The sequence below is a fragment of the Methylobacterium sp. BI1 genome (assembly GCF_056680125.1).
This window is the reverse complement of sequence record NZ_CM155267.1, coordinates 972430-996114: the sequence shown is the minus strand read 5'-3', so window position 1 is coordinate 996114 and position 23685 is coordinate 972430. Positions and strand designations below refer to the sequence as shown.

General features: G+C 69.7%; 20 protein-coding genes. 11 read left to right on the top strand and 9 right to left on the bottom strand.

The annotated features are described in order from the left end of the window. Positions 1 to 175: 175 nt before the first annotated feature. The gene (locus tag AC1MGR_RS04800; RefSeq protein ID WP_480233832.1) at positions 176 to 994 is read left to right on the top strand and encodes a restriction endonuclease; all 819 of its coding nucleotides are present in this window, start codon (positions 176 to 178) and stop codon (positions 992 to 994) included. On the opposite strand, the gene zwf is transcribed toward AC1MGR_RS04800, so the two are convergent. The 5 genes from zwf to AC1MGR_RS04775 all read right to left on the bottom strand — a co-directional run bounded on the left by zwf (position 974) and on the right by AC1MGR_RS04775 (position 12107). Next, positions 974 to 2500: a glucose-6-phosphate dehydrogenase gene (gene zwf, locus AC1MGR_RS04795; protein ID WP_480233831.1), complete on the bottom strand. Its 1527-nt coding sequence runs from the start codon at positions 2498 to 2500 to the stop codon at positions 974 to 976. The genes AC1MGR_RS04800 and zwf overlap by 21 nt on opposite strands. 137 nt (positions 2501 to 2637) lie before the next feature. After that, positions 2638 to 4074, bottom strand: coding sequence for an efflux transporter outer membrane subunit (locus AC1MGR_RS04790; protein WP_480233830.1), 1437 nt, complete (start codon positions 4072 to 4074; stop codon positions 2638 to 2640). Between the two features lie 119 nt (positions 4075 to 4193). Further along, complete coding sequence (locus AC1MGR_RS04785; protein WP_480233829.1) at positions 4194 to 7499, bottom strand: efflux RND transporter permease subunit; 3306 nt, start codon at positions 7497 to 7499, stop codon at positions 4194 to 4196. Continuing rightward, positions 7496 to 10621 carry an MdtB/MuxB family multidrug efflux RND transporter permease subunit gene (locus tag AC1MGR_RS04780; RefSeq protein WP_480233828.1) on the bottom strand — a complete coding sequence of 1042 codons (3126 nt, stop codon included), beginning with the start codon at positions 10619 to 10621 and terminating at the stop codon, positions 7496 to 7498. The genes AC1MGR_RS04785 and AC1MGR_RS04780 overlap by 4 nt, the downstream gene beginning before the upstream one ends. Before the next feature lie 4 nt (positions 10622 to 10625). Continuing rightward, complete coding sequence (locus AC1MGR_RS04775) at positions 10626 to 12107, bottom strand: MdtA/MuxA family multidrug efflux RND transporter periplasmic adaptor subunit (protein WP_480233827.1); 1482 nt, start codon at positions 12105 to 12107, stop codon at positions 10626 to 10628. A gap of 722 nt (positions 12108 to 12829) precedes the next feature. Here AC1MGR_RS04775 and AC1MGR_RS04770 point away from each other — a divergent pair. From AC1MGR_RS04770 to AC1MGR_RS04760, 3 genes are all read left to right on the top strand, one after another. Continuing rightward, positions 12830 to 13984 (top strand): aminotransferase, encoded by a 1155-nt coding sequence (locus tag AC1MGR_RS04770; RefSeq protein ID WP_108035375.1) that lies wholly within the window; start codon positions 12830 to 12832, stop codon positions 13982 to 13984. 111 nt (positions 13985 to 14095) lie between these two features. Further along, positions 14096 to 14536: a DUF4112 domain-containing protein gene (locus AC1MGR_RS04765; RefSeq protein ID WP_108035376.1), complete on the top strand. Its 441-nt coding sequence runs from the start codon at positions 14096 to 14098 to the stop codon at positions 14534 to 14536. A gap of 25 nt (positions 14537 to 14561) precedes the next feature. Then, on the top strand, positions 14562 to 15695 hold the full coding sequence (locus AC1MGR_RS04760; RefSeq protein ID WP_480233826.1) for an ABC transporter permease: 1134 nt from the start codon (positions 14562 to 14564) through the stop codon (positions 15693 to 15695). A gap of 45 nt (positions 15696 to 15740) precedes the next feature. Here the strand turns inward: AC1MGR_RS04760 and AC1MGR_RS04755 are convergent, their stop codons facing one another. Both AC1MGR_RS04755 and AC1MGR_RS04750 read right to left on the bottom strand, forming a co-directional pair. Then, entirely contained in the window at positions 15741 to 16079 is a 339-nt protein-coding gene (locus tag AC1MGR_RS04755; RefSeq protein WP_480233825.1) for a hypothetical protein, read from the bottom strand. Between the two features lie 94 nt (positions 16080 to 16173). Continuing rightward, complete coding sequence (locus AC1MGR_RS04750; RefSeq protein WP_108035379.1) at positions 16174 to 16833, bottom strand: transglutaminase-like cysteine peptidase; 660 nt, start codon at positions 16831 to 16833, stop codon at positions 16174 to 16176. 406 nt (positions 16834 to 17239) lie between these two features. On the opposite strand from AC1MGR_RS04750, the gene AC1MGR_RS04745 reads away from it, so the two are divergent. Beyond that, on the top strand, positions 17240 to 17635 hold the full coding sequence (locus tag AC1MGR_RS04745) for a hypothetical protein (RefSeq protein ID WP_480233824.1): 396 nt from the start codon (positions 17240 to 17242) through the stop codon (positions 17633 to 17635). Between the two features lie 44 nt (positions 17636 to 17679). Here the strand turns inward: AC1MGR_RS04745 and AC1MGR_RS04740 are convergent, their stop codons facing one another. Next, positions 17680 to 18078: a DUF3775 domain-containing protein gene (locus AC1MGR_RS04740; RefSeq protein ID WP_480233823.1), complete on the bottom strand. Its 399-nt coding sequence runs from the start codon at positions 18076 to 18078 to the stop codon at positions 17680 to 17682. 102 nt (positions 18079 to 18180) lie between these two features. On the opposite strand from AC1MGR_RS04740, the gene AC1MGR_RS04735 reads away from it, so the two are divergent. The 3 genes from AC1MGR_RS04735 to AC1MGR_RS04725 all read left to right on the top strand — a co-directional run bounded on the left by AC1MGR_RS04735 (position 18181) and on the right by AC1MGR_RS04725 (position 20232). Continuing rightward, the gene (locus AC1MGR_RS04735; protein WP_480233822.1) at positions 18181 to 18975 is read left to right on the top strand and encodes a DUF429 domain-containing protein; all 795 of its coding nucleotides are present in this window, start codon (positions 18181 to 18183) and stop codon (positions 18973 to 18975) included. A gap of 8 nt (positions 18976 to 18983) precedes the next feature. Beyond that, positions 18984 to 19499, top strand: a complete 516-nt coding sequence (locus tag AC1MGR_RS04730) for an NUDIX hydrolase (RefSeq protein WP_480233821.1) — start codon at positions 18984 to 18986, stop codon at positions 19497 to 19499. A gap of 61 nt (positions 19500 to 19560) precedes the next feature. Further along, entirely contained in the window at positions 19561 to 20232 is a 672-nt protein-coding gene (locus tag AC1MGR_RS04725) for a carbonic anhydrase (RefSeq protein ID WP_480234721.1), read from the top strand. Positions 20233 to 20334: 102 nt separating this feature from the next. Here AC1MGR_RS04725 and AC1MGR_RS04720 read toward each other — a convergent pair whose 3' ends face one another. Further along, complete coding sequence (locus tag AC1MGR_RS04720) at positions 20335 to 21042, bottom strand: DUF4142 domain-containing protein (protein WP_480233820.1); 708 nt, start codon at positions 21040 to 21042, stop codon at positions 20335 to 20337. Between the two features lie 328 nt (positions 21043 to 21370). Here AC1MGR_RS04720 and AC1MGR_RS04715 point away from each other — a divergent pair, with 328 nt between their 5' ends. From AC1MGR_RS04715 to AC1MGR_RS04705, 3 genes are all read left to right on the top strand, one after another. Continuing rightward, positions 21371 to 22228 (top strand): universal stress protein, encoded by an 858-nt coding sequence (locus AC1MGR_RS04715; RefSeq protein WP_480233819.1) that lies wholly within the window; start codon positions 21371 to 21373, stop codon positions 22226 to 22228. A gap of 94 nt (positions 22229 to 22322) precedes the next feature. After that, a complete protein-coding gene (locus AC1MGR_RS04710) occupies positions 22323 to 22922 on the top strand; it encodes a hypothetical protein (protein ID WP_108035582.1) in 600 nt (199 codons plus the stop codon). 95 nt (positions 22923 to 23017) lie between these two features. Then, entirely contained in the window at positions 23018 to 23617 is a 600-nt protein-coding gene (locus tag AC1MGR_RS04705) for a hypothetical protein (RefSeq protein WP_108035386.1), read from the top strand. The last annotated feature ends 68 nt before the right edge of the window (positions 23618 to 23685 follow it).

The window sequence follows — 23685 nt, the reverse complement described above, 5'->3', positions numbered from 1 at the left end:
GCGCGTGATCGCAGATCCGGTGCGCCGGCCTGCAAGATCTCCCGGCATCCCCGGCAACGTCCCGGCGCCCCGACCCAACCAGCGTTAGAGAACGCGCAACCCTCCGCTGCCACGCTCGGGTTCGCCGCGGCCGAGGGTCGAACGAGCCCGGCGCCCCTCCGGTTGGGACCACCACATGTCGGGTCGATCGCGCCTCGTGGCGCGCCTGTTCTGGACGTCCGTCCTCGGCGGGGGCTGCGCCCTCTGGTTCGGGCAGCCCGGCGCCGTCGGGGCGGGACTGGCACTCGCCGGTATCGTGCTCCACCATCTCGACCGGCCGCGGCGCCTACGCGGACTGATCCGACGGATCGCACACCCCCATGCACCGACCCTGGCCCTGCGGCGGCGGCAGGAATGCTTCATCGACGCCTACGGCAACCTGATCAGCGACGGGTGGGAGCGCGAGCGATCCTACTTCGCCGAGCGCACGGTGGTGCCGCAACTGGAGGCCCGTGGCCGCGGCGACGAGATCGACGGGGCCTGGGACGACATCCTCGCGATCATCGAACGGGTGGCGGATGGGGTGAAGTTACCGGACGAGAGCGAAGCGCCCGAGGAGGGCATCGCCTACGAGCGGTACTGCGCGGGACGTCTGCGCGAGGCAGGCTGGAACGCGCGCGCCACCCAGGCCAGCGGCGACCAGGGCGCGGACATCGTGGCGGAACAGGCCGGGACCCGTCTCGTGGTCCAGTGCAAGCGCTACGGCCGCCCGGTGGGCAACGGCGCCGTGCAGGAGATCGCCGCGGCGATGCGCTACTGGTCCGCCGACATGGCGGCGGTGGTCTCGAACGCCGGGTTCACCCCTGCGGCGCGCAAGCTCGCCGCCGCCACCGGGGTCCTGCTGCTGCACCACGACGCCCTCGCCGAGCTCCGGCCGGCGCCGCCGATCGCTCCGCCGCCTGGACGCAGGCGGCGCGCGGTTCGTCCCGCGCGGTCAACCCTTGCCGAGCGGTAGCCAGGCATGGCCCTGCGCGGCCAGGAGCGCGGTCGCGCCCTCCGGCCCGTCGCTCCCGGCGGCGTACATTTCCACCGGCGCTTCGGCCCAGGCCTTGAGCAGCGGATCGACCACCGCCCAGGCCGCCTCGATGCTGTCGGCGCGCTGGAACAGGGTCGCGTCGCCGGTCAGGCAATCGTAGAGCAGGGTCTCGTAACCGACGCTCGGCGTCTCGCGGAAGAAATCCCCGTAGTCGAAGGCGGCGGTGACCCGGCCGAGTTCCAGGCGCGGCCCGGGCCGCTTCGCATTCATCACGAGGTCCATCCCCTGCTCGGGGTCGATGCGGAAGCGAAGGACATCGGGGGTGACGGGCGCCTCCGGAGTCGCGAAGGGCGAGTGCGCCGGCGGCCGGAAGTGGAGGGCGATCTCGGTGACGCGGTCGGTCATCCGCTTGCCGGTGCGCAGGTAGAACGGCACGTCCTTCCAGCGCGGATTGTCGATGGTGAGCTTCAGGGCGACGTAGGTCTCGGTGCGGGACTCCTTCGAGACGTTCGGCTCGTCGCGATAGGCCGGAACCGCGTGCCCGTGCTCCTGGCCGGCGCCGTACTGGCCGCGCACCGCCTGCGCGGGCTGGACGGGCTGCACCGCCTGGATGAGCCGGGCCTTCTCGTCGCGGACGTCCTCGGCGTCGAGGCTCCTGGGCGGCTCCATCGCCACCATGCAGAGCAGTTGGAACAGGTGGTTCGGCACCATGTCGCGCAGCGCGCCGGTGGGCTCGTAGAATGCGCCGCGCGCTTCGACGCCGATGGTCTCCGCCGCGGTGATCTCCACGTGGTCGACGTGGTCGCGGTGCCAGACCGGTCCGAGCAGGCCGTTGCCGAAGCGGATCGCCAGGATGCTCTGGACCGTCTCCTTTCCGAGGAAATGATCGATCCGGAAGAACTGGGTCTCGGCCCCCTGCTTGAGGATTCGCGCATTGAGGGCGCGGGCCGAATCGAGGTCGCTGCCGAACGGCTTCTCGATGACGACCCGGCGGAACGCGCCGCTCCCTTCCTTCAGGAGACCCGCCTGGCCCAGGGCGTCGACGATCGACCCGAAGAAGCGGGCCGAGACCGCAAGATAGAAGATGACGTTGCCGGACAGTGCCTGAGCGAGACCCGTGAAGGTCTCGACGGCGGTGAAGTCCCCCTGGCGGAAGCTGAGGCGCTCGCTGACGAAGCCCCAGGCCTGCGGGTCGATGTGGTCGGGGTGGAATTCCGAGGTGCGGTCCGTGGTGAAGGACTGCATCGTGTCTGAGAGGTCCTTGCGCCAGCCCTCGTCGGTGTTGGCGTTGTGATCGACACCGATGATGCGGAAGTTCGGGTCGAGCAGGCCGCCGGCCGCGAGGTTGTAGAGCGCCGGCATCAGCAGCCGCTTCGTCAGGTCGCCGGCGGCCCCGAAGATCACCAGGGTGCAGGGGGGCGCGGCCGGGACCGGCCGATGCCCGGGGGACCCGGCGGATGCTTTGGCGGGGGGTGTCTGGTCCATGGCCCACGGCCTCCACTCGCGATTGCCGCGCGGCGCGCCGGCGAAATCCGCTCGTCAACCTGCGGCGTCCGACGACGTTCCGGCCAAGGTCGTGTCGGAAAGCGGGGGCTGACCCGACCGGGACGCGGGACAGATCCCTATTCGTCGGTGCGGACCGCCTGGCCTGAATCCACCGGCAGCCGGGCTTCCTTGAGCTCATCCCCGCTCGGCAGGCTGCGCACGTCCCAGCCCCCGCCCAGCGCGCGGATCAGCGAGACCGCGGTGGTGAAGCGGTTCAGGCGAATCTGCAGGGCGGTGACCTCATTGTTGAGGGCGAGCGCCTGCGCCGTGACCACGGTGGTGAAGTTCTGCGTTCCGGCCCGGTACTCGTTCAGGGTGATCTCCACGGCGCGGCGGGCCGAGGCCACAGCCTCGTCCTGGGCCACCTGCTGCCGGGCCAGGATGCGCACGCCGGCAAGGCCGTTCTCGACCTCCGAGAAGGCGGTGAGCACGGTCTGGCGGTAGTTCGCGACGCTGGCGTCGTAGGCCGCGCGGGTGATGCGCAGGGCCGCGGCGCGGGCGCCGCCGTCGTAGAACACCTCCGTCCCGGCGGCCGCCACCGACCAGACCTGGTTGACGGCGGAGAACAGGCCGTTGGCCGGGCTCCCCGAGATGCCGCCGGAGGCCGAGAGCGTCACGGTGGGGTAGAACGCCGCTACGGCGACGCCGATCTGCTCGCTCTGGGCCTGGACGTTGCGCTCAGCCTGCGCGACGTCGGGGCGCCGCTCGAGAAGCGACGAGGGAATGCCGACCGGCACGGCGGGCGGGCGCGTGGCGAGGGGCGCCACCGGCAGGCTCAGTTCGGAGGGCGGCCGGCCGACGAGGAGCGCGATGGCGTGCTCGAAGGTGGCGCGCTGCAGGCCGACGGCGATGGCCTGGGCCTGGGTGGTCTGGAGCTGGGTCTGGGCTGTGATCACGTCCGAGCGCGCGGCGACGCCGGCATTGTACTGGTTCTCGGTGATCGCGAGGCTCTTCTTGTAGCCCTCAATGTTCTCGTTGAGCACGCGCTGGAGCGAATCCTGGTAGCGCAGCGTCAGGTAATTGATTGCGACTTCCGACTGAAGCGTCAGGCGCACCAGGGCGAGTTCCGCGGCGCTGGCCTGGGCCGTGGCCACCTCGCTCTCGATGTTGCGGCGGATGCGGCCGAACAGGTCGAGCTCCCAGCTCGCCTGGCCCTGGAGCGAGACGTTGGTGCGCTCGATCCCGAGGGAGCGCGACCGCGAGATGCTGGGAGCGCCCGTGACCGTGGGGAACAGGGCGGCGCGGGCCTGGGCGACGAAGGCGCGCGCCTGCTCATAGGCGGACACCTGGGCCCGCAGGCTCTGGTTGTCGACGTCCACGAGGCGGATCAGCCGGTCGAGGGTGGGATCGCGGAACACCCGCCACCAGTCGCCGCGCTCGGCCCCGTCGTTGGGCGCCGCCGGACGCCAGCCCTTGCGGCTCGCCACGTAGGCGGCGCTGTCCTCGCGGGTGCCCCCCTGCTTGAACGCGAGCGGCGTCTCGACCGAGGGACGCGCGTAGTCCGGACCGACCATGCAGCCGGAGAGGCCGGTGGCGAGGAGAATGGCGGACGCACGGAGCGCACGCGTCCTGCCTACCCCCACTGCCGGCGCGCGGACGGCGCGAGCGAGCCCTATCGGCCGACGGAAATCGCTCATTCGGCTGGGCTCAGCGCTGCGCCCGCCGCCGGCGCGCGGCGGCGCAGGCGGTCGAGGTACAGGTAGACGACGGGGGTGGTGTAGAGGGTCAGGATCTGGCTCACGATCAGGCCGCCGACGATGGCGATGCCGAGGGGCCGCCGCAGCTCGGAGCCCTCCCCGCCAGCGAGGATGAGGGGAAGGGCGCCGAGCATCGCCGCCAGCGTTGTCATCATGATCGGGCGGAAGCGCAAGAGGCAGGCCTCGAAGATCGCGTCCTGCGGGGAGGCCCCGCGGGTGCGCTCGGCATCAAGGGCGAAGTCGATCATCATGATCGCGTTCTTCTTCACGATGCCGATGAGCAGGAACACGGCGATCAGCGCGATGACGGTGAACTCGGTCCCCGAGACGAGGAGCGCCAGCAAGGCGCCGATGCCGGCCGAAGGCAGCGTCGACAGGATCGTCACGGGGTGGACGAAGCTCTCGTAGAGAATTCCGAGGATCGTGTAGACGGCGACGAGGGCGGCCAGGATCAGCAGCGGCTGGCGCGAGGACGATTCCTGGAAGCTCTTCGCCGAGCCGGCGAATTCGCCGTGGATCGTGGCGGGCAGGCGCAGATCGGTGATCGCCGCGTCGATGGCGGCGGTGGCATCCGACAGGCTCTTGCCCGGCACGAGGTTGAACGAGATCGTGGTGGCGACGAACAGGCCCTGGTGGCTCACCTGGACGGGCGCATTGCCGGTCTCCAGCCGGGCGAAGGCCGAGAGCGGGATCATCGTCTCCTTCGAACTCGACACCGGCGCGCTGGACGAGGCGCCGCCCTTGCCGCCCGCGATCGCGTTGGCGGCGGCGTTGCGGGCCGAATCGGTGGCGATGGAGGCGGCGCTGGCATCGGCGGTCGCCGTCGCGCCCACGGCGCCGGTTCCTGCCGCCGCGGTCGGGGCGCCCGCCACGGTGCCGGCCACCGCGTTGGTGGTGGCTGAGCCCCGGGCCTTGCCGCCCGAGGTCGAGACGTAGAGCATCTTCAGGGTGTCGGGGCTCTGGAGGTAGCGCGGGGCGATCTCCATCACGACGTGGTACTGGTTCAGCGGGTTGTAGATCGTCGAGACCTGGCGCTGGCCGAAGGCGTCGTAGAGCGTGTTGTCGATCTTGTCCGGGGTCAGGCCGTAGCGGAAGGCACTGGCCCGGTCGATCACGAGGCGACTCTCCAGGCCGCCTTCCTGCTGGTCGGAGGTGACGTCGGCGAAGATCGGGTTCTTCTGCAGGGCCTGCACCAGCTTCGGCGCGGCCTGATACAGCTCCTCCGCGGTATCGCCCTGCAGGGTGTACTGATACTGGGCGAAGCTCTGGCGCCCACCCATGCGCAGGTCCTGGCGCGGGAACAGATACAGCCGGGCGCCGGCCACGCGGGACAGCTTCGGGCGCAGGCGCGCCATCACGGCGGTGATCGACTCGCGCTCGCCCCGGGGCTTCAGGCCGACGAAGACGTTGGCCGAGTTGGTGCCGCGCCCCCCGGTGAAGCCGACGACGCTGTCGACGGCGGGATCGGCCTGCACGATGGCGGTGGCCTGTTCCAGCTTCTGCTTCATCGACTGGAACGAGATGCGCTGGTCGGCCTGGATGCCGCCCATCATCTGCCCCGTATCCTGCTCGGGGAAGAAGCCCTTCGGGACGATGACGTAGAGGTAGACGTTGAGTCCCACCGTCGCCAGCAGGGTCAGGGCGACCAGCCGCCGGTGCCGCATGGCGACCCGCAGGGTCCGCTCGTAGCCCGCGAGCATGCCGTCGAACCCGGCCTCCAGGCCTCGCACCAGCCAGTTCGGCCGCGCCGCCCCGTGCGCCCCCTCGGGACGCAACAGGAGGGCGCACATCATCGGCGTGGTGGTGAGGGAGAGCACCAGGGAGATCAGGATCGCGAGCGAGAGGGTGACGGCGAATTCCTGGAACAGGCGCCCGACGATGCCGCCCATCAGCAGGATCGGCAGGAAGACCGCCACCAGGGACAGGCTCATGGAGATGACGGTGAAGCCGACTTCGCGGGAGCCGAGGAGGGCCGCCTCGACCCGGGGCTTGCCCTGCTCGATGTGCCGCTGAATGTTCTCTAGCACCACGATGGCGTCGTCCACGACGAAGCCGGTGGCGATGATCAGCGCCATCAGCGACAGGATGTCGAGGCTGTAATCGAGCAGGTACATCGCCGAGAAGGTGCCGACGATGGAGATCGGCACGGCCACCGCCGGGATCAGGGTGGCGCGGCCGGAGCGCAGGAACAGGAACACCACGAAGATCACGAGGACGACCGCGATGACCAGCGTCTCCTCGGTCTCGGCCAGCGACGCGCGGATGGTGGCGCTGCGGTCGCCCGTGATCGTGAGGTCGATATCCCCGGGCAGCGCCGCCTTGACCTGCGGGATCGCGGCCTTCAGCCCCTTGATCGTCTCCACGACGTTGGAGCCCGGCTGCTTGTAGATGAACAGGATCACGCCCGGCTTGCCGTTGACGAGGCCGAGGTTGCGCCGGTCCTCGACGGAATCCTCGATGGTGCCCACATCCGTGAGGCGCACGGCAGCCCCGTTGCGATAGGCCACGACGAGGTCGCGGTAATCGGCGGCCACCCGGCCCTGATCGTTGGCGTAGAGCTGGTAGTGGCGCGTGTCGGTCTCGATCGCGCCCTTCGGCGAATTGGCGTTGGCCGAGGCCAGGGCCGCGCGGATGCCCTCGAGGCCGATGCCGTAGTTGAACAGGGCCGTCGGATCGAGGGCCACCCGCACCGCCGGCAGGGACGAGCCGCCGATGTCGACGTTCCCCACCCCGGGGAGCTGGGACATCTTCTGCTGCACCACCGTGGCAGCGGAATCGTAGAGTTGCCCCGGCGTCAGGGTGTCGGAGGTGAGGCCCAGGATGAGGATCGGGGCATCGGCCGGGTTGAACTTGCGGTAGGTCGGGTTCGAGCGGAGCGCGGTCGGCAGGTCGGCTCGCGCGGCGTTGATCGCCGCCTGGACGTCGCGGGCCGCCCCGTCGATGTCGCGGTTGAGCCCGAACATCAGCACGAGGCGCACGGAGCCGAGCGAACTCGTCGAAGTCATCTCGGTGACGTCGGCGATCGAGCCGAGGCGGCGCTCCAGGGGCGCCGCCACCGTGGTGGCCATGGTCTCGGGCGAGGCACCGGCCATCTGCGCCTGGACCAGGATGACGGGGAAATCCACCTGCGGCAGCGGCGCCACCGGCAGCTTCATGAAGGCGAAGATGCCGGCGAGCAGCACGCCGATGGTCAGCAGCGTGGTGGCGACGGGCCGCCGGATGAACGGCTCGGAGATGTTCACGGCAGCGCCTCGACGCTGTCGGCGCCGCCAGCGCGGCGGCCGGAGAGACGGCGCTCCAGGCGGTCGAAGGCGAGGTAGATCACCGGGGTGGTGAACAGGGTCAGCACCTGGCTGACGATGAGGCCGCCCGCGATGACGATGCCCAGGGGCTGGCGCAGTTCGGTGCCGACGCCGGTGCCGACAATGAGCGGTACGGCCGCGAACAGGGCCGCCAGGGTCGTCATCAGGATCGGCCGGAAGCGCAGGATGCAGGCCTCGTAGATCGCGTCGCGAGGGCTCATCCCATCCTCGCGCTCGGCCTGGAGCGCGAAGTCGATCATCATGATCGCGTTCTTCTTCACGATGCCGATGAGGAGCACGATGCCGATGATCGCGATGATGTCGAGGGAGAGCCCGAACAGCATCAGGCCGATCAGCGCCCCGATGCCGGCCGATGGCAGGGTCGATAGGATGGTGATCGGGTGAATGAAGCTCTCGTAGAGCACGCCGAGAACGATGTAGACGGTGACGATGGCGGCCAGCACCAGGAAGAGCTGGTTCGAGAGCGCCGACTGGAAGGCGAAGACCGATCCCTGCGGCACCACGCGGAAGCTCGGCGGCAGGTCGATGGACTGGCGTGCCGCCTCCACCGCCGCGACGGCGTCGCCCAGGGCCGCGCCGGGGGCGAGATTGAACGACACGGTGGTGGCGGGAAACTGCCCGAGATGGCTGATCAGCAGCGGCGCCCGCCGCTCGCTGACCTGGGCCACGGCCGAGAGCGGAACCTGGCCGGAGGCGACCGTGGAGGACGGCAGGTAGATGTGATCCAGGCTTTCGATGGTCTTGTGCAGGTCGGGATCAGCCTCGAGGATGACCCGGTACTGGTTCGACTGGGTGAAGATCGTCGAGATGATGCGCTGGCCGAACGCGTCGTAGAGGGCGTTGTCGACGGTGGCCGGGGTGATGCCGTAGCGCCCGGCGGTGGGCCGGTCGATGGTGATGTAGGCGGCCAGCCCGCTCGCCTGCAGGTCGCTCGCCACGTCCATGAGCAGCGGCGAGGCCTGCAGCGCCCGCACGAAGCGCGGCACCCAGGTCTCGAACTCCGTCAGGTTCGGGTTCTCGAGGATGACTTGATACTGGGTCGCGCCAACCGCCGTGTCGATGGTGAGGTCCTGCACCGACTGCAGGTAGAGGCGGATGCCCGCGACCGCGGTGGTGGCCGCCTTCAGCCGCTCGATGATCTCCGGCGCACGAGCGGTACGCTGCTCCTGCGGCTTCAGGTTGATGAGGAAGCGGCCGGAATTCAGGGTGACGTTCTGGCCGTCGACCCCGATGAAGGAGGACAGGCTCTGCACGTCCGGGTCCTTCAGGACGATGGCGGCGAGCTTCTGCTGGCGCTCGGCCATGGCGGCGTAGGAGACGGTCTGGTCCGCCTGGGTTACGCCCTGGATGACGCCGGTGTCCTGCACCGGAAAGAATCCCTTCGGGATCACCACGAACAGGTAGGCGGTGAGCGCGATCGTGCCGAGGGTGACGATGAGGGTCAGTGTCTGGTGGCGCAGCACCACCCGCAGCATGCGGCCGTAGCCCGCGATGATACCGTCCATGCCCCGGCGCGCGGTGCGGGCGACGATCCCCTCGCGGCGCTCGGCCTTGCCCGGCACGTGGGCTTTCAGCAGGCGCGCGCACAGCATCGGCACCAGCGTGAGCGAGACCACCGCCGAGATGATGATGGTGGCCGCCAGGGTGATCGCGAATTCGTGGAACAGGCGCCCGACCACGTCGCCCATGAACAGGAGCGGGATCAGCACCGCGATCAGCGACACCGTGAGCGAGATGATGGTGAAGCCGATCTCGCGGCTGCCCTTCAGCGCCGCTTCGAGCGGCGAGTCGCCCTCCTCCACGTGGCGGGCGATGTTCTCGATCACCACGATGGCGTCGTCGACCACGAAGCCGGTCGCGATGGTGAGCGCCATCAGGGACAGGTTGTCGAGGGAGAAGCCGTAGAGGTCCATGACCGCCAGGGAGCCGATCAGGGAGAGGGGCACCGACAGGCTCGGGATCAGGGTCGCGGAGACGCTGCGCAGGAACAGGAAGATCACCAGAACCACGAGGCCGATGGCCAGCGCCAGTTCCACCTGCACGTCGTGCACCGAGGCGCGGATCGTGGTGGTGCGGTCGGTGAGCACGGTGACGCCGATGGCGGCCGGGAGGGTGGCCTGGAGCTGGGGCAGCAGCGCCTTGATCTTGTCGACGGTGGCGATGACGTTGGCGCCGGGCTGGCGCTGGATGTTCAGGATGACGGCGGGCGTCTCGTCCATCCAGGCGCCGAGCTTGGTGTTCTCGGGGCCGTTGACCACGTCGGCCACGTCCGAGAGACGGACCGGCGCGCCGTTCTTGTAGGCGATGATCGCGTCGTCATAGGCCTTCGGGTCGCGGATCTGGTCGTTGGCGTTGATCGCGTAGGACTGGGTCGGTCCGTCGATGGTGCCCTTCGGCGTGTTGACGTTGAGGTTGGTGACCGTGGTGCGCAGATCGTCGATGTTGAGGCCGTAGGCGGCCAGGGCGCGGGCGTTGAAGCGGATGCGCACGGCCGGGCGCTGTCCGCCGCCGGTGCTGACGAGGCCGACGCCGGCCACCTGTGAGATCTTCTGGGCCAGCCGCGTCTCGGCCAGATCCCGCACCTCGGTCAGGGGCAGGGTCTTCGAGGTCAGCGCCAGGGCCAGGATCGGCGCGTCGGCCGGGTTGACTTTCGCGTAGATGGGCGGCGCCGGCAGGTCGGAGGGCAGGAGGTTGCCGGCCGCGTTGATCGCCGCCTGCACCTGCTGCTCGGCGATGTCGAGGGGAAGGTCCAGGCTGAACTGCAGGGTGATAACGGAAGCGCCCGCCGAACTCTGCGAGGTCATCTGGTTCAGGTTGGCGAGCTGCCCGAACTGCCGCTCCAGCGGCGCGGTCACCGCCGAGGTCATCACCTCGGGGCTGGCGCCCGGATAGAAGGTCTGGATCTGGATCGTCGGGTAGTCCACCGACGGCAGGGCCGAGACCGGCAGGTTCAGGTACGACACCATGCCGACCAGGAGGATCGCCAGCATGAACAGCGTGGTGGCGACCGGCCGCAGGATGAAGAGGCGGGACGGATTCATCGGCTCATTGCGCCTCGGCCGGGCGCTGCCGGCGGCGCTCGCGCTTCTGGCCCTCGGGAGCGACGGCGTCGGCCTTGGCGGCGTCGGGTTTGGCGCCCTCGGTCACGGGCGCGGCGGCCGGCATGCTCTGCGCCTCCGTGGGCGCACCCTGGCCATCGGCCGGCTTGCCCTGGGCGTCGGCCGCATGATCCCGATGCGGGGCGCTCCGGGGCTTGCCGCCCTCCTCGGTGATGCGCACCGGCGCGCCGTCGCGCAGGCGGTCGGTACCGTCCACGACCACGCGGTCGCCGACGCTCAGCCCCTCCGTCACCACTGTCCGCGGACCGTCCGCCTCGCCGAGCTTGATCGGCCGGACCACGACCTTGTCGTCGCCCTGCATCAGGTAGACGTAGGTGCCCGGGGTCCCCCGCAGGATCGCCGCGGTCGGGACGATGGGCGCGTCCCGCACGGTGTCGACGGTGAGCTTGGCGTTGACGAACTGGTTCGGGAAGAGCGCATCGTCCTGGTTCTCGAAGATCGCGCGCAGCTTCACGGTGCCGGTGGTGGTGTCGATCTGGTTGTCCACCGTATCCAGCACGCCGGTGGCGATCACATTGGTGTCGCCCCGATCGTAGGCCGTGACCGCGAGCTTGGCACCCGAGCGCACCCGGCGCATCACCCGCGCGACATCGTCCTCCGGCAGGGTGAAGACCACCGAGATCGGGTGCAGCTGGGTCACCACCACGATGCTGGTCGAGGCGGCGGTGATGTAGTTGCCCTGGTCGATCTGGCGCAGGCCGACGCGGCCTTCCACCGGCGAGACGATGCGGGTGTAGGTGATGTTGAGCTTCTGCTGGTCGACGAGGGCCTGATCGGCGGCCACCGTGCCCTCGTTCTGCTTCACCAGGGCGCCCTGGGTGTCGACGTTCTGCTTCGAGATCGAGTCCTGCTGGCTCAGCCGCTGGAAGCGGGCGAGGTCGAGCTTCGAATTCTGCAGAAGCGCCTGATCGCGCATGAGCTGGCCCTGGTACTGGGCGAGCTGAGCCTCGTACGGGCGGGAATCGATCTGGGCGAGGAAGTCGCCCTTCTTCACGGTCTGGCCCTCGCGGAACCCGATCTCGGTGAGGTAGCCGCTGATCTGCGAGCGCACCGTCACGGTGGCGAGCGGTGTCACGGTACCGAGGCCGGCGAGCACGATCGGCACGTCGCCGGGGGCCACCGTGGCGATGCCCACCGCCTGGGCCGGCTCGCCATGGCCGCCGCGCCCGCCCCCGCCCTTGCCGCGCCCGGAGGTTGCGGCGACCTGGGTCTCGGATTTGGGCGCGAGGTAGAAGCGGTATCCGGCATATCCGGCCCCCGCCAGGATCAGGAGCAGGAGGAACCAGCGCCCCGCCCGGCTGCGACGGGCCGGGGGTGCGGTACGCGTCTCGCGCGGCACCGCGTCGCCCGGGAGCGTCCCGGGATATTCGCGCGCTGTCTCGGTGCGGATGGGCGAGGTTTCGTTCATGGCCTGACGATCATGGCGTGTTGCGGACGGCGTTGCGAGCGGAAGAACCGGCAGGCTCTCACGAGACCAACGGTCCCCGGCGCAGCGCAATCCCGGGCCGCCTGCCCGGTCGGTGCTCGACCGGTCGGCGCTTGGCCGGATCGGCAGGCGCTGCCGACGCAGTGGACATAAGGTCCATGCGCGTCCCAGGACAGGATCGAGCGACGTCGCACCCTGCGCCCCGCATCGGCGGATCTCGGCCGAGCGTGGATCTCGTCCGATCGAAGCGCGGCCCCGGCCGGTCCCAGGTCTCGAAGGCAATCGCGGCGCGGCATAGCAGACGCTCTAGGGAACCAATGCGACTCCAGTGCGGCCTTCGCGTTTCCACCGTATTGCTGCCGCGCCGGCGCGCGTAAATCCCTGTCGCGATCCCCTGCTCGATGCGGTTCGCCCTTCGACGAACAGAAAAGGCCGCCGCTGGGGGAAGCGACGACCTCTTCTTGGGAAGGACCGGAGCGGCGACGACACGTGTACGGAACGAGGGGGCGAAGTCCCGCGCTGGCAATCACCGCTCCAGCCGTGGATTGAGAGTTACGTGATGGCTGATGAAAGTCAACAATCGTCAGGCAACCTGCCCGATGGTGGCTCGGGCTGGGTGCGAGGACGCACATTTCACCGGGACGATGGGGCGTGCTACGCCACGGCTCGCTGCGCCGTTCCCTTTCCCCGAACCCCCGCTCTCCATGAATCCCGTCCTCGCCGATCTGCCGACGACCATCTTCACGGTGATGTCGGGCCTCGCCCGCGAACTCGGCGCGATCAACCTGGGTCAGGGGTTCCCGGACGATCCGGGACCGGAGGATGTCCGGCGCAAGGCCGCCGAGGCCGTGCTGCACGGCGACAACCAGTACCCGCCGATGATGGGTCTGCCCGATCTGCGCCGGGCGATCGCGGCGCATTACGCCCATCATCAGGCCCTGGATCTCGACCCGATGGCGGAGGTGATGGTGACGTCGGGGGCCACCGAGGCCATCGCCGCCGCCCTGTTCGCCCTGATCGCGCCGGGTGACGAGGTCGTGCTGTTCGCGCCCCTGTACGACGCCTACCTGCCACTGGTCCGCCGGGCCGGCGGCGTCGCCCGCATCGTACCGCTCCAGCCCCCGCAGTTCCGCCTTGATGCGGACGCCCTCGCGCAGGCCTTCTCGGACCGGACGAAGCTCGTCATCCTAAACAATCCGCTCAATCCCAGTGCCACGATCTTCGGACACGAGGACCTGGCGCTGCTCGCCGCGTTCTGCACGCGGCACGACGTGGTGGCGGTCTGCGACGAGGTCTGGGAGCACATCGTCTTCGACGGCGCACGGCATTGCCCCCTGATGGCCCTCCCGGGCATGCGCGACCGCACCGTGAAGATCGGCTCGGCCGGCAAGATCTTCGGGCTGACCGGCTGGAAGGTCGGCTTCGTGATGGCGGCGCCGGCCCTCATGCGGGTGGTGGCCAACGCCCACCAGTTCCTCACCTTCACGACGCCGCCCGCCCTGCAGGAGGCGGTGGCCTACGGGCTCGCCAAGGACGACGCCTACTTCACCGGCATGCGCGCGCGCTTCGCGGCATCACGCGACCGCCTGTCGACGGGCCTCGCCGAGCGGGGCTTCCGGGTGCTGCCCTCCCACGGCACCTATTTCCTCAACGTCGACCTCGCGCCCCTCGGCTGCGACGACGACGTCGCGTTCTGCGACGACCTGGTGCGCCGGCACGGCGTCGCCGCGATCCCGATCAGCGCCTTCTATCCCGATGCCTCGGTGCGCCACCTCGTGCGGCTGTGTTTCGCCAAAGCCGACGACGTCCTCGACCGGGCCCTCGACCGGCTCACCACCGCAGCGCGGCAGGCCGCCTGATGGACGGGTTCGCAGGGGTGGCGCTTGCGGGGGCGCGGGACCGGGGCCACATCCCGACGCATGACCACGCCGCACCCTTCCCACAGGCTGGACTTGCCCCGGAGCCCAACCATGGACTTCACCCAGACCGCAGGCGCCACGACCCGCTTCCGGCCCAAGGCGGACGACCGCGAGGCGACGCTGCTGCGCCTGGAGGCGTTCGCGCACCTCATGGACTCGGCCTTCGTGATCCCCGGCATCAACCGGCGGGTGGGCCTCGACGCCCTGGTGGGCCTCGTGCCGGTGGTGGGCGACGTGGCCGGCATGCTGCTGGCCTCCTACATCGTGGTGGAGGCGCGCCGGCTCGGGGCGCCGCGCTGGCTCATCGCCCGGATGGCGCTGAACATCGCGGCCGACGGAGCGCTCGGTGCCGTGCCGCTGGCGGGCGACCTGTTCGATGCGGCGTTCAAGGCCAACCGCCGCAATGTGCGCCTGCTGCGGCGTCACCTCGAACGGCATGGCGGCTTGCGCCCGAACGAGATCGAGGGCACGGCGACGCGCATCGACGGCTGAGGTCCGCCGCACGGAGGGGCGTCCGATGAACGAGGTCGCGCGTCCGGACACCGCCCAGGCGGTCGCTCTGCCTCCGCCCAGCCGGGGCCTGTCGCCGCTGAACCGGCGGCGGCTCGCCAATTTCCGGCGCAACCGCCTCGGTTACTGGTCGTTCCTGATCTTCACGGGTCTGTTCGTCACGAGCCTGTTTGCCGAGTTCATCGCCAACGACCGGCCGCTGGTGGTCTCGTACAAGGGCGAGATCCTGTTCCCGGTGGTCATCGACTACCCGGACGAGATGTTCGGCGGCTTCTACGCCCGGCCCAACTACCGCTCGGCGGAGACGCGCAAGGAGATCGCCGACAACGGCTGGGCGATCTGGCCGCCGATCCCCTATTCCTACGACACGATCATCGACGGCCTGCCGACCCCCTCCCCCTCGCCTCCGACCTGGATGCTCACCGAGGCCCAGTGCCAATCCGTGGGCAAACCCTGCGCCGCGTTGGAGAAGCACTGGCTGGGGACCGACAACACCACCCGCGACGTGCTGGCGCGCATCATCTACGGCTTTCGCATCTCCGTGCTGTTCGGGCTGATCCTCGCCCTGATCTCCTCGGTGATCGGCGTGATCGCCGGGGCGGTGCAGGGCTATTTCGGGGGCTGGGTCGACCTCGCCCTGCAGCGCTTCATCGAGGTCTGGAGCGGCATCCCGACCCTCTACCTCATCATCATCATCTCGGCCTTCATCGAGCCGGGCTTCTTCGTGCTGCTGGGCATCCTGCTGCTGTTCTCGTGGGTGTCCCTCGTCGGAGTCGTGCGGGCGGAGTTCCTGCGGGCCCGCAACTTCGAGTACGTGCGAGCCGCCCGGGCGCTGGGTCTCTCGAACATCCGCATCATGAGCCGCCACCTCCTGCCCAACGCGATGGTGGCGACGCTGACCTTCCTGCCCTTCATCCTCAACGGATCGATCGGGACGCTGACGTCCCTCGACTTCCTCGGCTTCGGCCTGCCCCCCGGCTCGGCCTCGCTGGGCGAGTTGCTGGCCCAGGGCAAGGACAACATCCAGGCGCCCTGGCTCGGGCTAACCGGCTTCTTCGTAGTAGCGGTGATGCTGAGTTTGCTCGTCTTCGCCGGAGAGGCGGTGCGCGATGCCTTCGACCCGCGCAAATCCTTCGCCTGACAGCCGCAAACCGCCCTTGCGCGAAGCCTCAGGCGGATCAGCCCATCAGAGCGGGCGCTGACGGCCGCCGTCGAGGAGCCAGCCCCGGGCGCGCAGAAGCAGGGCCGGCCGGACCCGGGCGACGTCGTCGCCGTCGACGAGGGGTGAGGCCGCGAGGGCGGCGAGATAGGCCTGTTCGCTGGGCCGGCAGGTGCGCAGGGCGGCGTCGGCGGCGATGACGCGGCTGGTCAGGGCGACCTCGAGGCCGAAGTTGCGGTTGAGGCAGGCGCGCCAGGAGGCGTGACGCTCGGCCACGCTCGGGGCCTCCTGCGCCACCGCGGAAGTGACGAGCAGGATCAGCAGGGCGGGCGCGGCAGCGGGACGGAGAAGATCGCGGAACGTCATGGCGGTGTATCCCGGAGCGGGATCACCGTCGCGCGGCCACGCTTAACCACGCCTTAAAGGACCGGGTTGTCCACGATCCCGTATCGGGACGGCTTCAGCGGTTGGCGGTGGTCACGGGCGAGGCGGCCCGGCCGAGGGACACCCAGGCGACGGCATCCTGGCTCTCGCGCTTGATGAAGGTGTAGCCGGTCTGGCGCCAGGGCAGGACCGTGCTGGTCTTGTTGTCGAGGATGAGGTCGCCGCGATCGGTGATCAGGGTCAGCACGGCGTGACCCTCGCCCTTCTCGTCGATGACGACCGTCATCCGCATCGCCCGACGCGGCAGGCCGGCCTCGGCCAGGAGCTTGCGCTTGAGGAGCTGGAAATCCTCGCAATCCCCCGAGCCGTCCTCGGCGAGGTCCCAGCGGTCCGCAACGTGGAGGTGGTCCATGTCGGTAACGGCAACGAGGGACTTGTTCACCCGGCGATTGACCGAGACGATGGTGTTCCAGATCGTCGGGGTGAGAGTAATCTGGGCCGGCTCGGCAGTGTTCACCGCGCATTCCGTGGCGTAAGCGGCGCAGAAATCCACCCAGGCGGCGATCGGACGGGTCTGGGCACCGGCGCTGATGGCGCTGGGGACGGTGGGCAGGGCCGCCAGGGTCTGCGCATCCGCGCCCGAGAGGGCGGCGAGGCCCATGACCAGCGTCGCGGCACCGAAGGTCGCGAGACGGGCCGTCAGAGCCGAGAAACGCTGGGAAAACCCGTACCGCATGACCGCCCTTGGCCCCGTTAAGCTTCTGTTAACGAATGTCCCACGGCCGGCGTTGCACCACAATCGGCGGGTTAAGAAAAGGTTAACGGTGTGGATGACGGTGATGGGGATCGCCGTCCCGTGTCCGGCCGACGCATCTTCGGGCGCGACGCCGCGGCGGCAGCGGCGAGCCCCCGCGCACAGGTGCGAAGCATCACCCGAACGAATCCTATCAAATAGCAGTCGCACGGCCGGGCGTTGCTTTGCCGAGCAATGATTAAGACCGCAGCCACCTTGTCGCGACGGGGGCTCAACAGGTCTCGCCTGGTCTAAGCCGCCCTTCGCCGAAGCGAGGCGCTTGTCCCCGGATGAGGAGGCCCCATCTCCACCCGCGAGGGCGCAATCGGACCGAGACGACGAGGTGCAGATGATTGACGCAGACAGACCCTCCCGGACCGCCCGCCCGGTCATGGGCTTCCTGGGGTCCTTGGCGCTCGCCGCCACCCTGTCGGCCGCGACGGTTCCCACCGCTCGGGCGCAGGAAATGCCCTACGTCAACCCGGAGCGCGGGACGTTCCTGATCCACGGCAATTATTGCGGCCCCGGCAATCGCAGCCCGCGCCCGCCCATCGACGCCCTGGACCGCGCCTGCATGCACCACGACATCTGCTCGCCGCCCAGGGGGCAGATCCCGACCTGTGCCTGCAACGACCGCCTGCACGCTGAGGCCGAGGCGGTGTCGGAGGATCCGAGACAGCCGCAGAGCCTGCGCGACACGGCCGGCTTCGTCGCCGACACCGCCCTCGCCCTGCCCTGCCGCTGACGGCGGGCTCTGCCCCGACGCAAGGTGCCCCGGGGCAGGCCGCCTCAGGCCTGGGGCAGGTCCGGCGTGATGCCGAGATTGGCGAGGCCCTCGTCGAGGAGGTCGCCCGCATTGGGGATGCCGAGGATCTCGTGGGCAGCCCCCTCGCCGGCCGCCTCACGCTCGCGGGCGAAGCGCACCGCCTCGGACCATTCCTCGGGCTCCATGTCGCCGCGCCCGATATAGAGCAGCGCCAGGAGGTCGGCGCGCTCGTCGTCGTTGAGGGCACCGATCATCGACCGCAGCTCCTCCTCGGTGGCGTCGTCCGTGCCCGAGATGAGCACGTCGGTGGCCCCGTCATCGGTCGGGTTCGAGCCGGAATCGGGGTCGGTCGGCCCTTCCTTCACATCGACGGCGCGCACGCGCAGGATGATTTCGGTGACCTTGTCGACGGCGATGTCCATGAACGCATTCCCGTTTCGGCGGCCGCCGGCAGCGGCGGCCCTGAGCAGCGACAACGGGCCAAGCCCGATCCGGTTCGCGTCGGCCCTGTCCGGCCCGCGCCGATGACGCGCTGGATCGGCGGCCTCGACGGGTGCCGCGGGGCCTGGGCCGGCGTGCTTCTGGATCTCGACGACCCGGCGCGCTTCCGCGCCGTGCGGGTCGCCCGGCCGGTCGACCTCCTCGATGGTCCCGAAGCACCGATCCGCGTGGGGATCGACTGTCCCATCGGCCTGGAGACGCAGGTGACGGGCGGGGGGCGAAGCGCGGACCGCGCGGCGCGGGCGTTCCTGGGGCGTGGGCGGGCCAGCGTGTTTCCGGTGCCGGCCCGCGCGGCGGTCTATGCCGCGACCTACGAAGAGGCGAAGGCGCTGTCGCGGGCGCACAGCACGCCGCCCTTCGCGCCCTCAATCCAGTGCTGGAACATCCTGCCCGCCATCCGGGCGGTCGACGGGCTGCTGCGGACGCGACCGGACCTGGTCGCCCGCCTCCACGAGGTCCATCCCGAGATCGTATTCCGCTGTCTCAACGGCGGACACCCCCTGGCGGCGGGCAAGAAGGGCCCTGCCCGCCAGGCGGGCCTGGCCGAACGCCGCGCCCTGCTCGGACGCGCCGGCCTGCCCGAGGCCCTGATCGCGGCGCGGCCCCCGGGCGTCGGTGCGGACGACCACTTGGATGCGCTGGCCGCCCTCGTCGTCGCCCGCGACCTCGCCGAGGGCCGTGCCCGTCCCCTGCCCGATCCGCCCGGCTCGGACGACGAGGGTCTTCCCATCGTGATCTGGATGCCGGCGCCTCCGGCGGATCGCCCCCTGGCCGTCAGCGGAATCCCTGCTAGATCGGGGTTGGAAGCGGAGCGGTAGGAGGGGACATGACGCAGGATCTGACCGTTCGCGACATTGCCCGGGCGCTCGTGTTCGATCCGGATCAGCGCCTGCTGCTGATCGCCTACGAGTCGGTGCGCCCGATCGATCCGGCGAAGCCGGAGGACCGCACCTTCTGGTTCATGCCCGGGGGCGGACTGGAGGCCGGCGAAACGCATGTGGAGGCCTGCCGGCGCGAACTGTCCGAGGAAATCGGCGTGGCGGACGCCGAGATCGGACCGCAGGTCGCGTCCTGCGACGGCCCCTTCCACCTGTTCCGGACCTCCCGCTACGCCCGGGAGCGCTACTTCGTGGTCCGACTGCCCGACGCGACCGTGGACACGAGCCGCCTCGCCGAGACCGAGGACAACCCGGTCCTCGGCACACGCTGGTGGACGTTGGCCGAGCTCGAGTCGACCTCAGAACGCATCGAGCCCAGGGGGTTGGCCGAGGTCGCCCGCGACATCGTTGCCGGGACGATACCGGCCGCGCCGGTCGTCCTAAACTGGCGGGAGCAACCGTAGCCCTTCTGGCGCACCACGCGTTGGCGCGCCTTCCACGACACTCATGAGCGAGGACCAATACATGTTTCCAGAGACGCTGAAGGCCGGCTACCGCTCCTTTATCGACGGACGCCTGACCGACGAGGCCAAGCGCTACGCCAAGCTGGCCGAGGGTCAGAGCCCCGAGGTCCTGATGATCAGCTGCTGCGACAGCCGGGTCTCGCCGGAGGTGATCTTCGATACCGGACCGGGTGAACTCTTCGTGATCCGCAACGTCGCCAACATCGTGCCCCCGCACGAGACCGGCGGCGACTATCACGGCACCTCTGCGGCGATCGAGTTCGCGGTGGAGGGTCTGGAGGTCAAGCACATCGTGGTGCTGGGTCACGCCACCTGCGGCGGCATCAAGGCCTACGCCAACCCTGCAAAGCCCCTCTCGAAGGGCGACTTCATCAGCAAGTGGGTCTCCCTGGTCGAGCCCGCCGCCAGCAAGGCCGGCGACACGGAAGCCCCGGACTACCTGACCCGCCTCGAATACGCGATGGTCGCGCAGAGCCTCGAGAACCTGATGACCTTCCCGTTCGTGCGCAAGCGCGTGGAGAGCGGACAGTTGACCCTGCACGGCGCCCATTTCGGCATCGCACGCGGTGAACTGCTCCTGCGCGACCCCGAGACCGGTGCGTTCAAGCCGGCTATTGACCAGGCGGGACGCAGCCTGAGCCCCGCCTCGATGATCGGCTGCGCCGAGGCGTAAGGCATACCGGAACGAGAGAAGGACGCCGAGCCCTGGGGCTCGGCGTCCTTCTTCGTCGTCACACCCCGCCGGGCGATCAGCCCGACGTGGTAGCGGCCATTCTCAGCGGGCGCCCGGGAGGCGCTGCGCCATCTGGTAGTGGGCCTGCAGCACCGGCAGCGCCTGCTCCGCGTGGGCGCGCAGGGCCGGGTTCGGGCCCGAGGCGGCGTAGGAGCGGAACATGCCGATGGTCATCTCGTGCGACTGGACCTGCATGCGGCCGTAGAGACGGTCAAAGCGCGGGCCGGCCGGCGTCTGCGACAGTTCGGCGAGCATGGCCTGCTGCTGCGGGTTCGGCTGGATGATGGTGGTGCCGGCCGTGGTGTCCACGTCGCCGCGCAGGGCTTGGCTGCCCGTGGCCGCGCCGCGAGCCGCGCCCGAGCCGATCCCCTCGACGCCCCCGATGGGCCCGCCGCTGAGGGTGCCGCCCACCGCGCCGGCGGCGGCGCCCGTGGCTGCACCGACTGCACCACCCGCCACCGCGAGCGGGGCCGTGATCAGGCCGCCGAGGCCTTCGTTGCCGCGGACCGCGGCGTAGTTATTCTCGCCACCGGCCAGCGCCACGTTGGCGGCGCGGTGGTCACGGATCGCCTCGCGAGCGAAGCGCAGCACCTGCGGGTTGCGGCTCTTGTTGATCGCGATCTGGCTCGACTGAATCTCGAAGGCGTTGGCCTGCATGGCGTCCATGCGGAAGTCGCCCATGCTCTGCGCGAAGGCGGGCGCGGACAGGGCGGTCATCACGGCGGTGAGAGCGAGAGTCTTCTTGATCATGTGTTCCTCTAATCCGACGAGACAGTGCAGCTTGAATGCCCCAAGGCTATTCAGTCTTGACGCAAAGCCTGCTTGTCACGGTTGGGGGGCCAACGACGAAGGTCCGATTGGGTTCCCAACTTAAACGGGTTCTTTTCTGAGCTTTCCTCGAACAAGACTGACCTTCGAAATGGCCAAGCTTGTTCGCAGATTATCCTATGGAAGGCGCTCCGTGGTCTGACGATGCAGGCACCTCGGGAAAATTTCGGGCGGCCTCCGCCATCCTGTTTTCGGGGGCCGCGTTTCGCACTAGCTTGACGCCATCGTGCCGCTGCGAGGAAGGCTCCCGATGAAGACCCTGCTCGTTCCCGTCGCGTCCCATGACGCCCTGCCCTCGGTCTTCGAGACCGCGATCCTCACCGCCCGCCGGTTCGGCAGCCTCATCGAGGGCGTCTCCCTGCGGCCGGCCCTGGCCGAGTACGTTCCGGTCGACATGGTCGGGGGCATGACCTGGCTCCGTGACGAGGAGGCCGACAAGGTCGAGGCCGAGCGCGCCGGGCGGCAGTTCATCGACTTCATGACCCGGGCCGGCCTGCCGCTCGCGGCTGAGGGGCCCTGCAACCCGGAGGCCCTGGCGGCCGGTCCGCGCTTTCGCTGGCGGGCCGACGTGCCGGCCGGCGACGGCTTCCTGGGCCAGTACGCGCGCCTGTTCACCGCCACGGTGGTGGGTCGGCCCGGCACGGAGGACGGTGCACCGCGCATGACGACCTTCGAGACCGCCCTGTTCGAGAGCGGCCGTCCGATCCTGCTGGCGCCCCCGATCGCACCCGCCACCCTGGGCGAGGCGATCCTGATCGCCTGGAACGGCTCCACCGAGACGGCACGGGCCGTGGCCTTCGCAATGCCGTTCCTGCGGCAGGCCAAGCGGATCCGCGTCATCAGCGTCGAGGGTGGGACGGTGCCGGGCCCGACCGCCGAGGAATTGGCCCGCGCCCTGGCCTGCGAGGGCATCGGCGCGGACTTCCGGGCCCATTCGGCCGGCCGGCGGACCCCCGGAGAGGTCTACCTCGCCGAGGCCGACGCCTTCGGGTGCGATCTCCTGATCAAGGGCGCCTACACCCAGAGCCGCCTGCGCCAGATGATCTTCGGCGGCCCGACGAGCCACCTCCTCGCCCATGCGGCGATCCCGATGCTCATGGCGCACTGATCAATCCGCATCGCGCGCAATTGATTTGCGCGCCTAGGAGATTGGGAGCACCCTCCCGGCGGCCGGTTCGAACCGGTTGCCAGGAACCCTCTGCATGAAGTCGCTGACCCTCGTCCTCGCCCTGTCCGGCCTCGCCCTCGGCCTGCCGGCCATGGCCGACTCCCCCGTCGTCCGCATCCGAGGCACGATCGAGGCGGTGGACGGCACCAGCGTCACCATCAAGCCGCGCATCGGGGCACCCGTGCAGGTCAAGCTCGGCGACGGCGTGCGGGTCGCCACCGCCAATACCGCCAAGATCAGCGACATCCAGCCCGACAGCTACATCGGGACCGCCGCCACGCCGCAGCCGGACGGTACGCTGAAGGCCCTCGAGGTCGCGGTCTTCGCGCCGAGCATGCGCGGGACCGGCGACGGTCACTACCCGTGGGATCTCGAGAAGGAGAACACCATGACGAACGGCGCGGTGGGGGCCCTCTCGGGGACCACCGACCGGACGATCCGGGTGACCTACAAGGGCGGCGAGAAGACTATCACCGTGCCGGAGGGCGTGCCGGTCGTGGCCCTCGCCCCCGGGGATGCGAGCAAGATCAAGCCGGGAGCCCGCGTCGTCGCCTTCACCAAGGCGGAGGCCGGCGGCGTCGCGGTGGCCGACCGGATGATCGTGGGCGAGAACGGTACCGTCCCGCCGATGTGAGCGGGGGCACAGCCGCCCCCTCGATCAAAGACGCCCGGAACACCGGGTGGGGCGGGCGCTCCGCGCCCGTCCAGCAACAACCCAGGGAGAACGCCATGATGAAGACGCTGCTCACCGGCCTCACAATTGGCCTCGCGCTCGCCGCCGCACCGGCGCGCGCCGCCGACGTGGTGCGCTACCGCGGCACCATCGAGTCGGTCGATGGTTCGACCGTGACGATCAAGCCCCGCATGGGCGAGACCAAGACCGTGACCTTCGGGGACGACACCAAGATCCTGGCCGCCAGCACCGGCCAGCTCTCCGACATCAAGTCCGAGAGCTACATCGGCACCGCCGCGATTCCGCAGCCCGACGGCACCCAGAAGGCCCTGCAGGTGACGGTGTTCGCCTCCTCCCTGCGCGGGACCGCCGACGGCCACTATCCGTGGGATCTCGGCTCCAACTCGACCATGACCAACGGCGCCATCGGCAGCCTCTCCGGCACCGAGGGCCGGACCATGCTGGTCAAGTATCAGGGCGGCGAGAAGAAGGTCGTGGTGCCGGAGGACGTGCCGGTGACCCTCGTCGACCCGGGTGAGAAGAGCATCGTGGTGCCCGGCGCCAAGGTCGTGGCCTTCACCAAGGCGGGCACCGACGGCAAGCTCAACGCCGCGGTGCTGATCGTCGGCCGCAACGGCACCGTCCCGTCGATGTGATCCCCTCCCGGCCCTGTCCGCAGCCGCGGACGGGGCCGGGTTTTCCGCCCCGAGACCCCGAGGTCCCG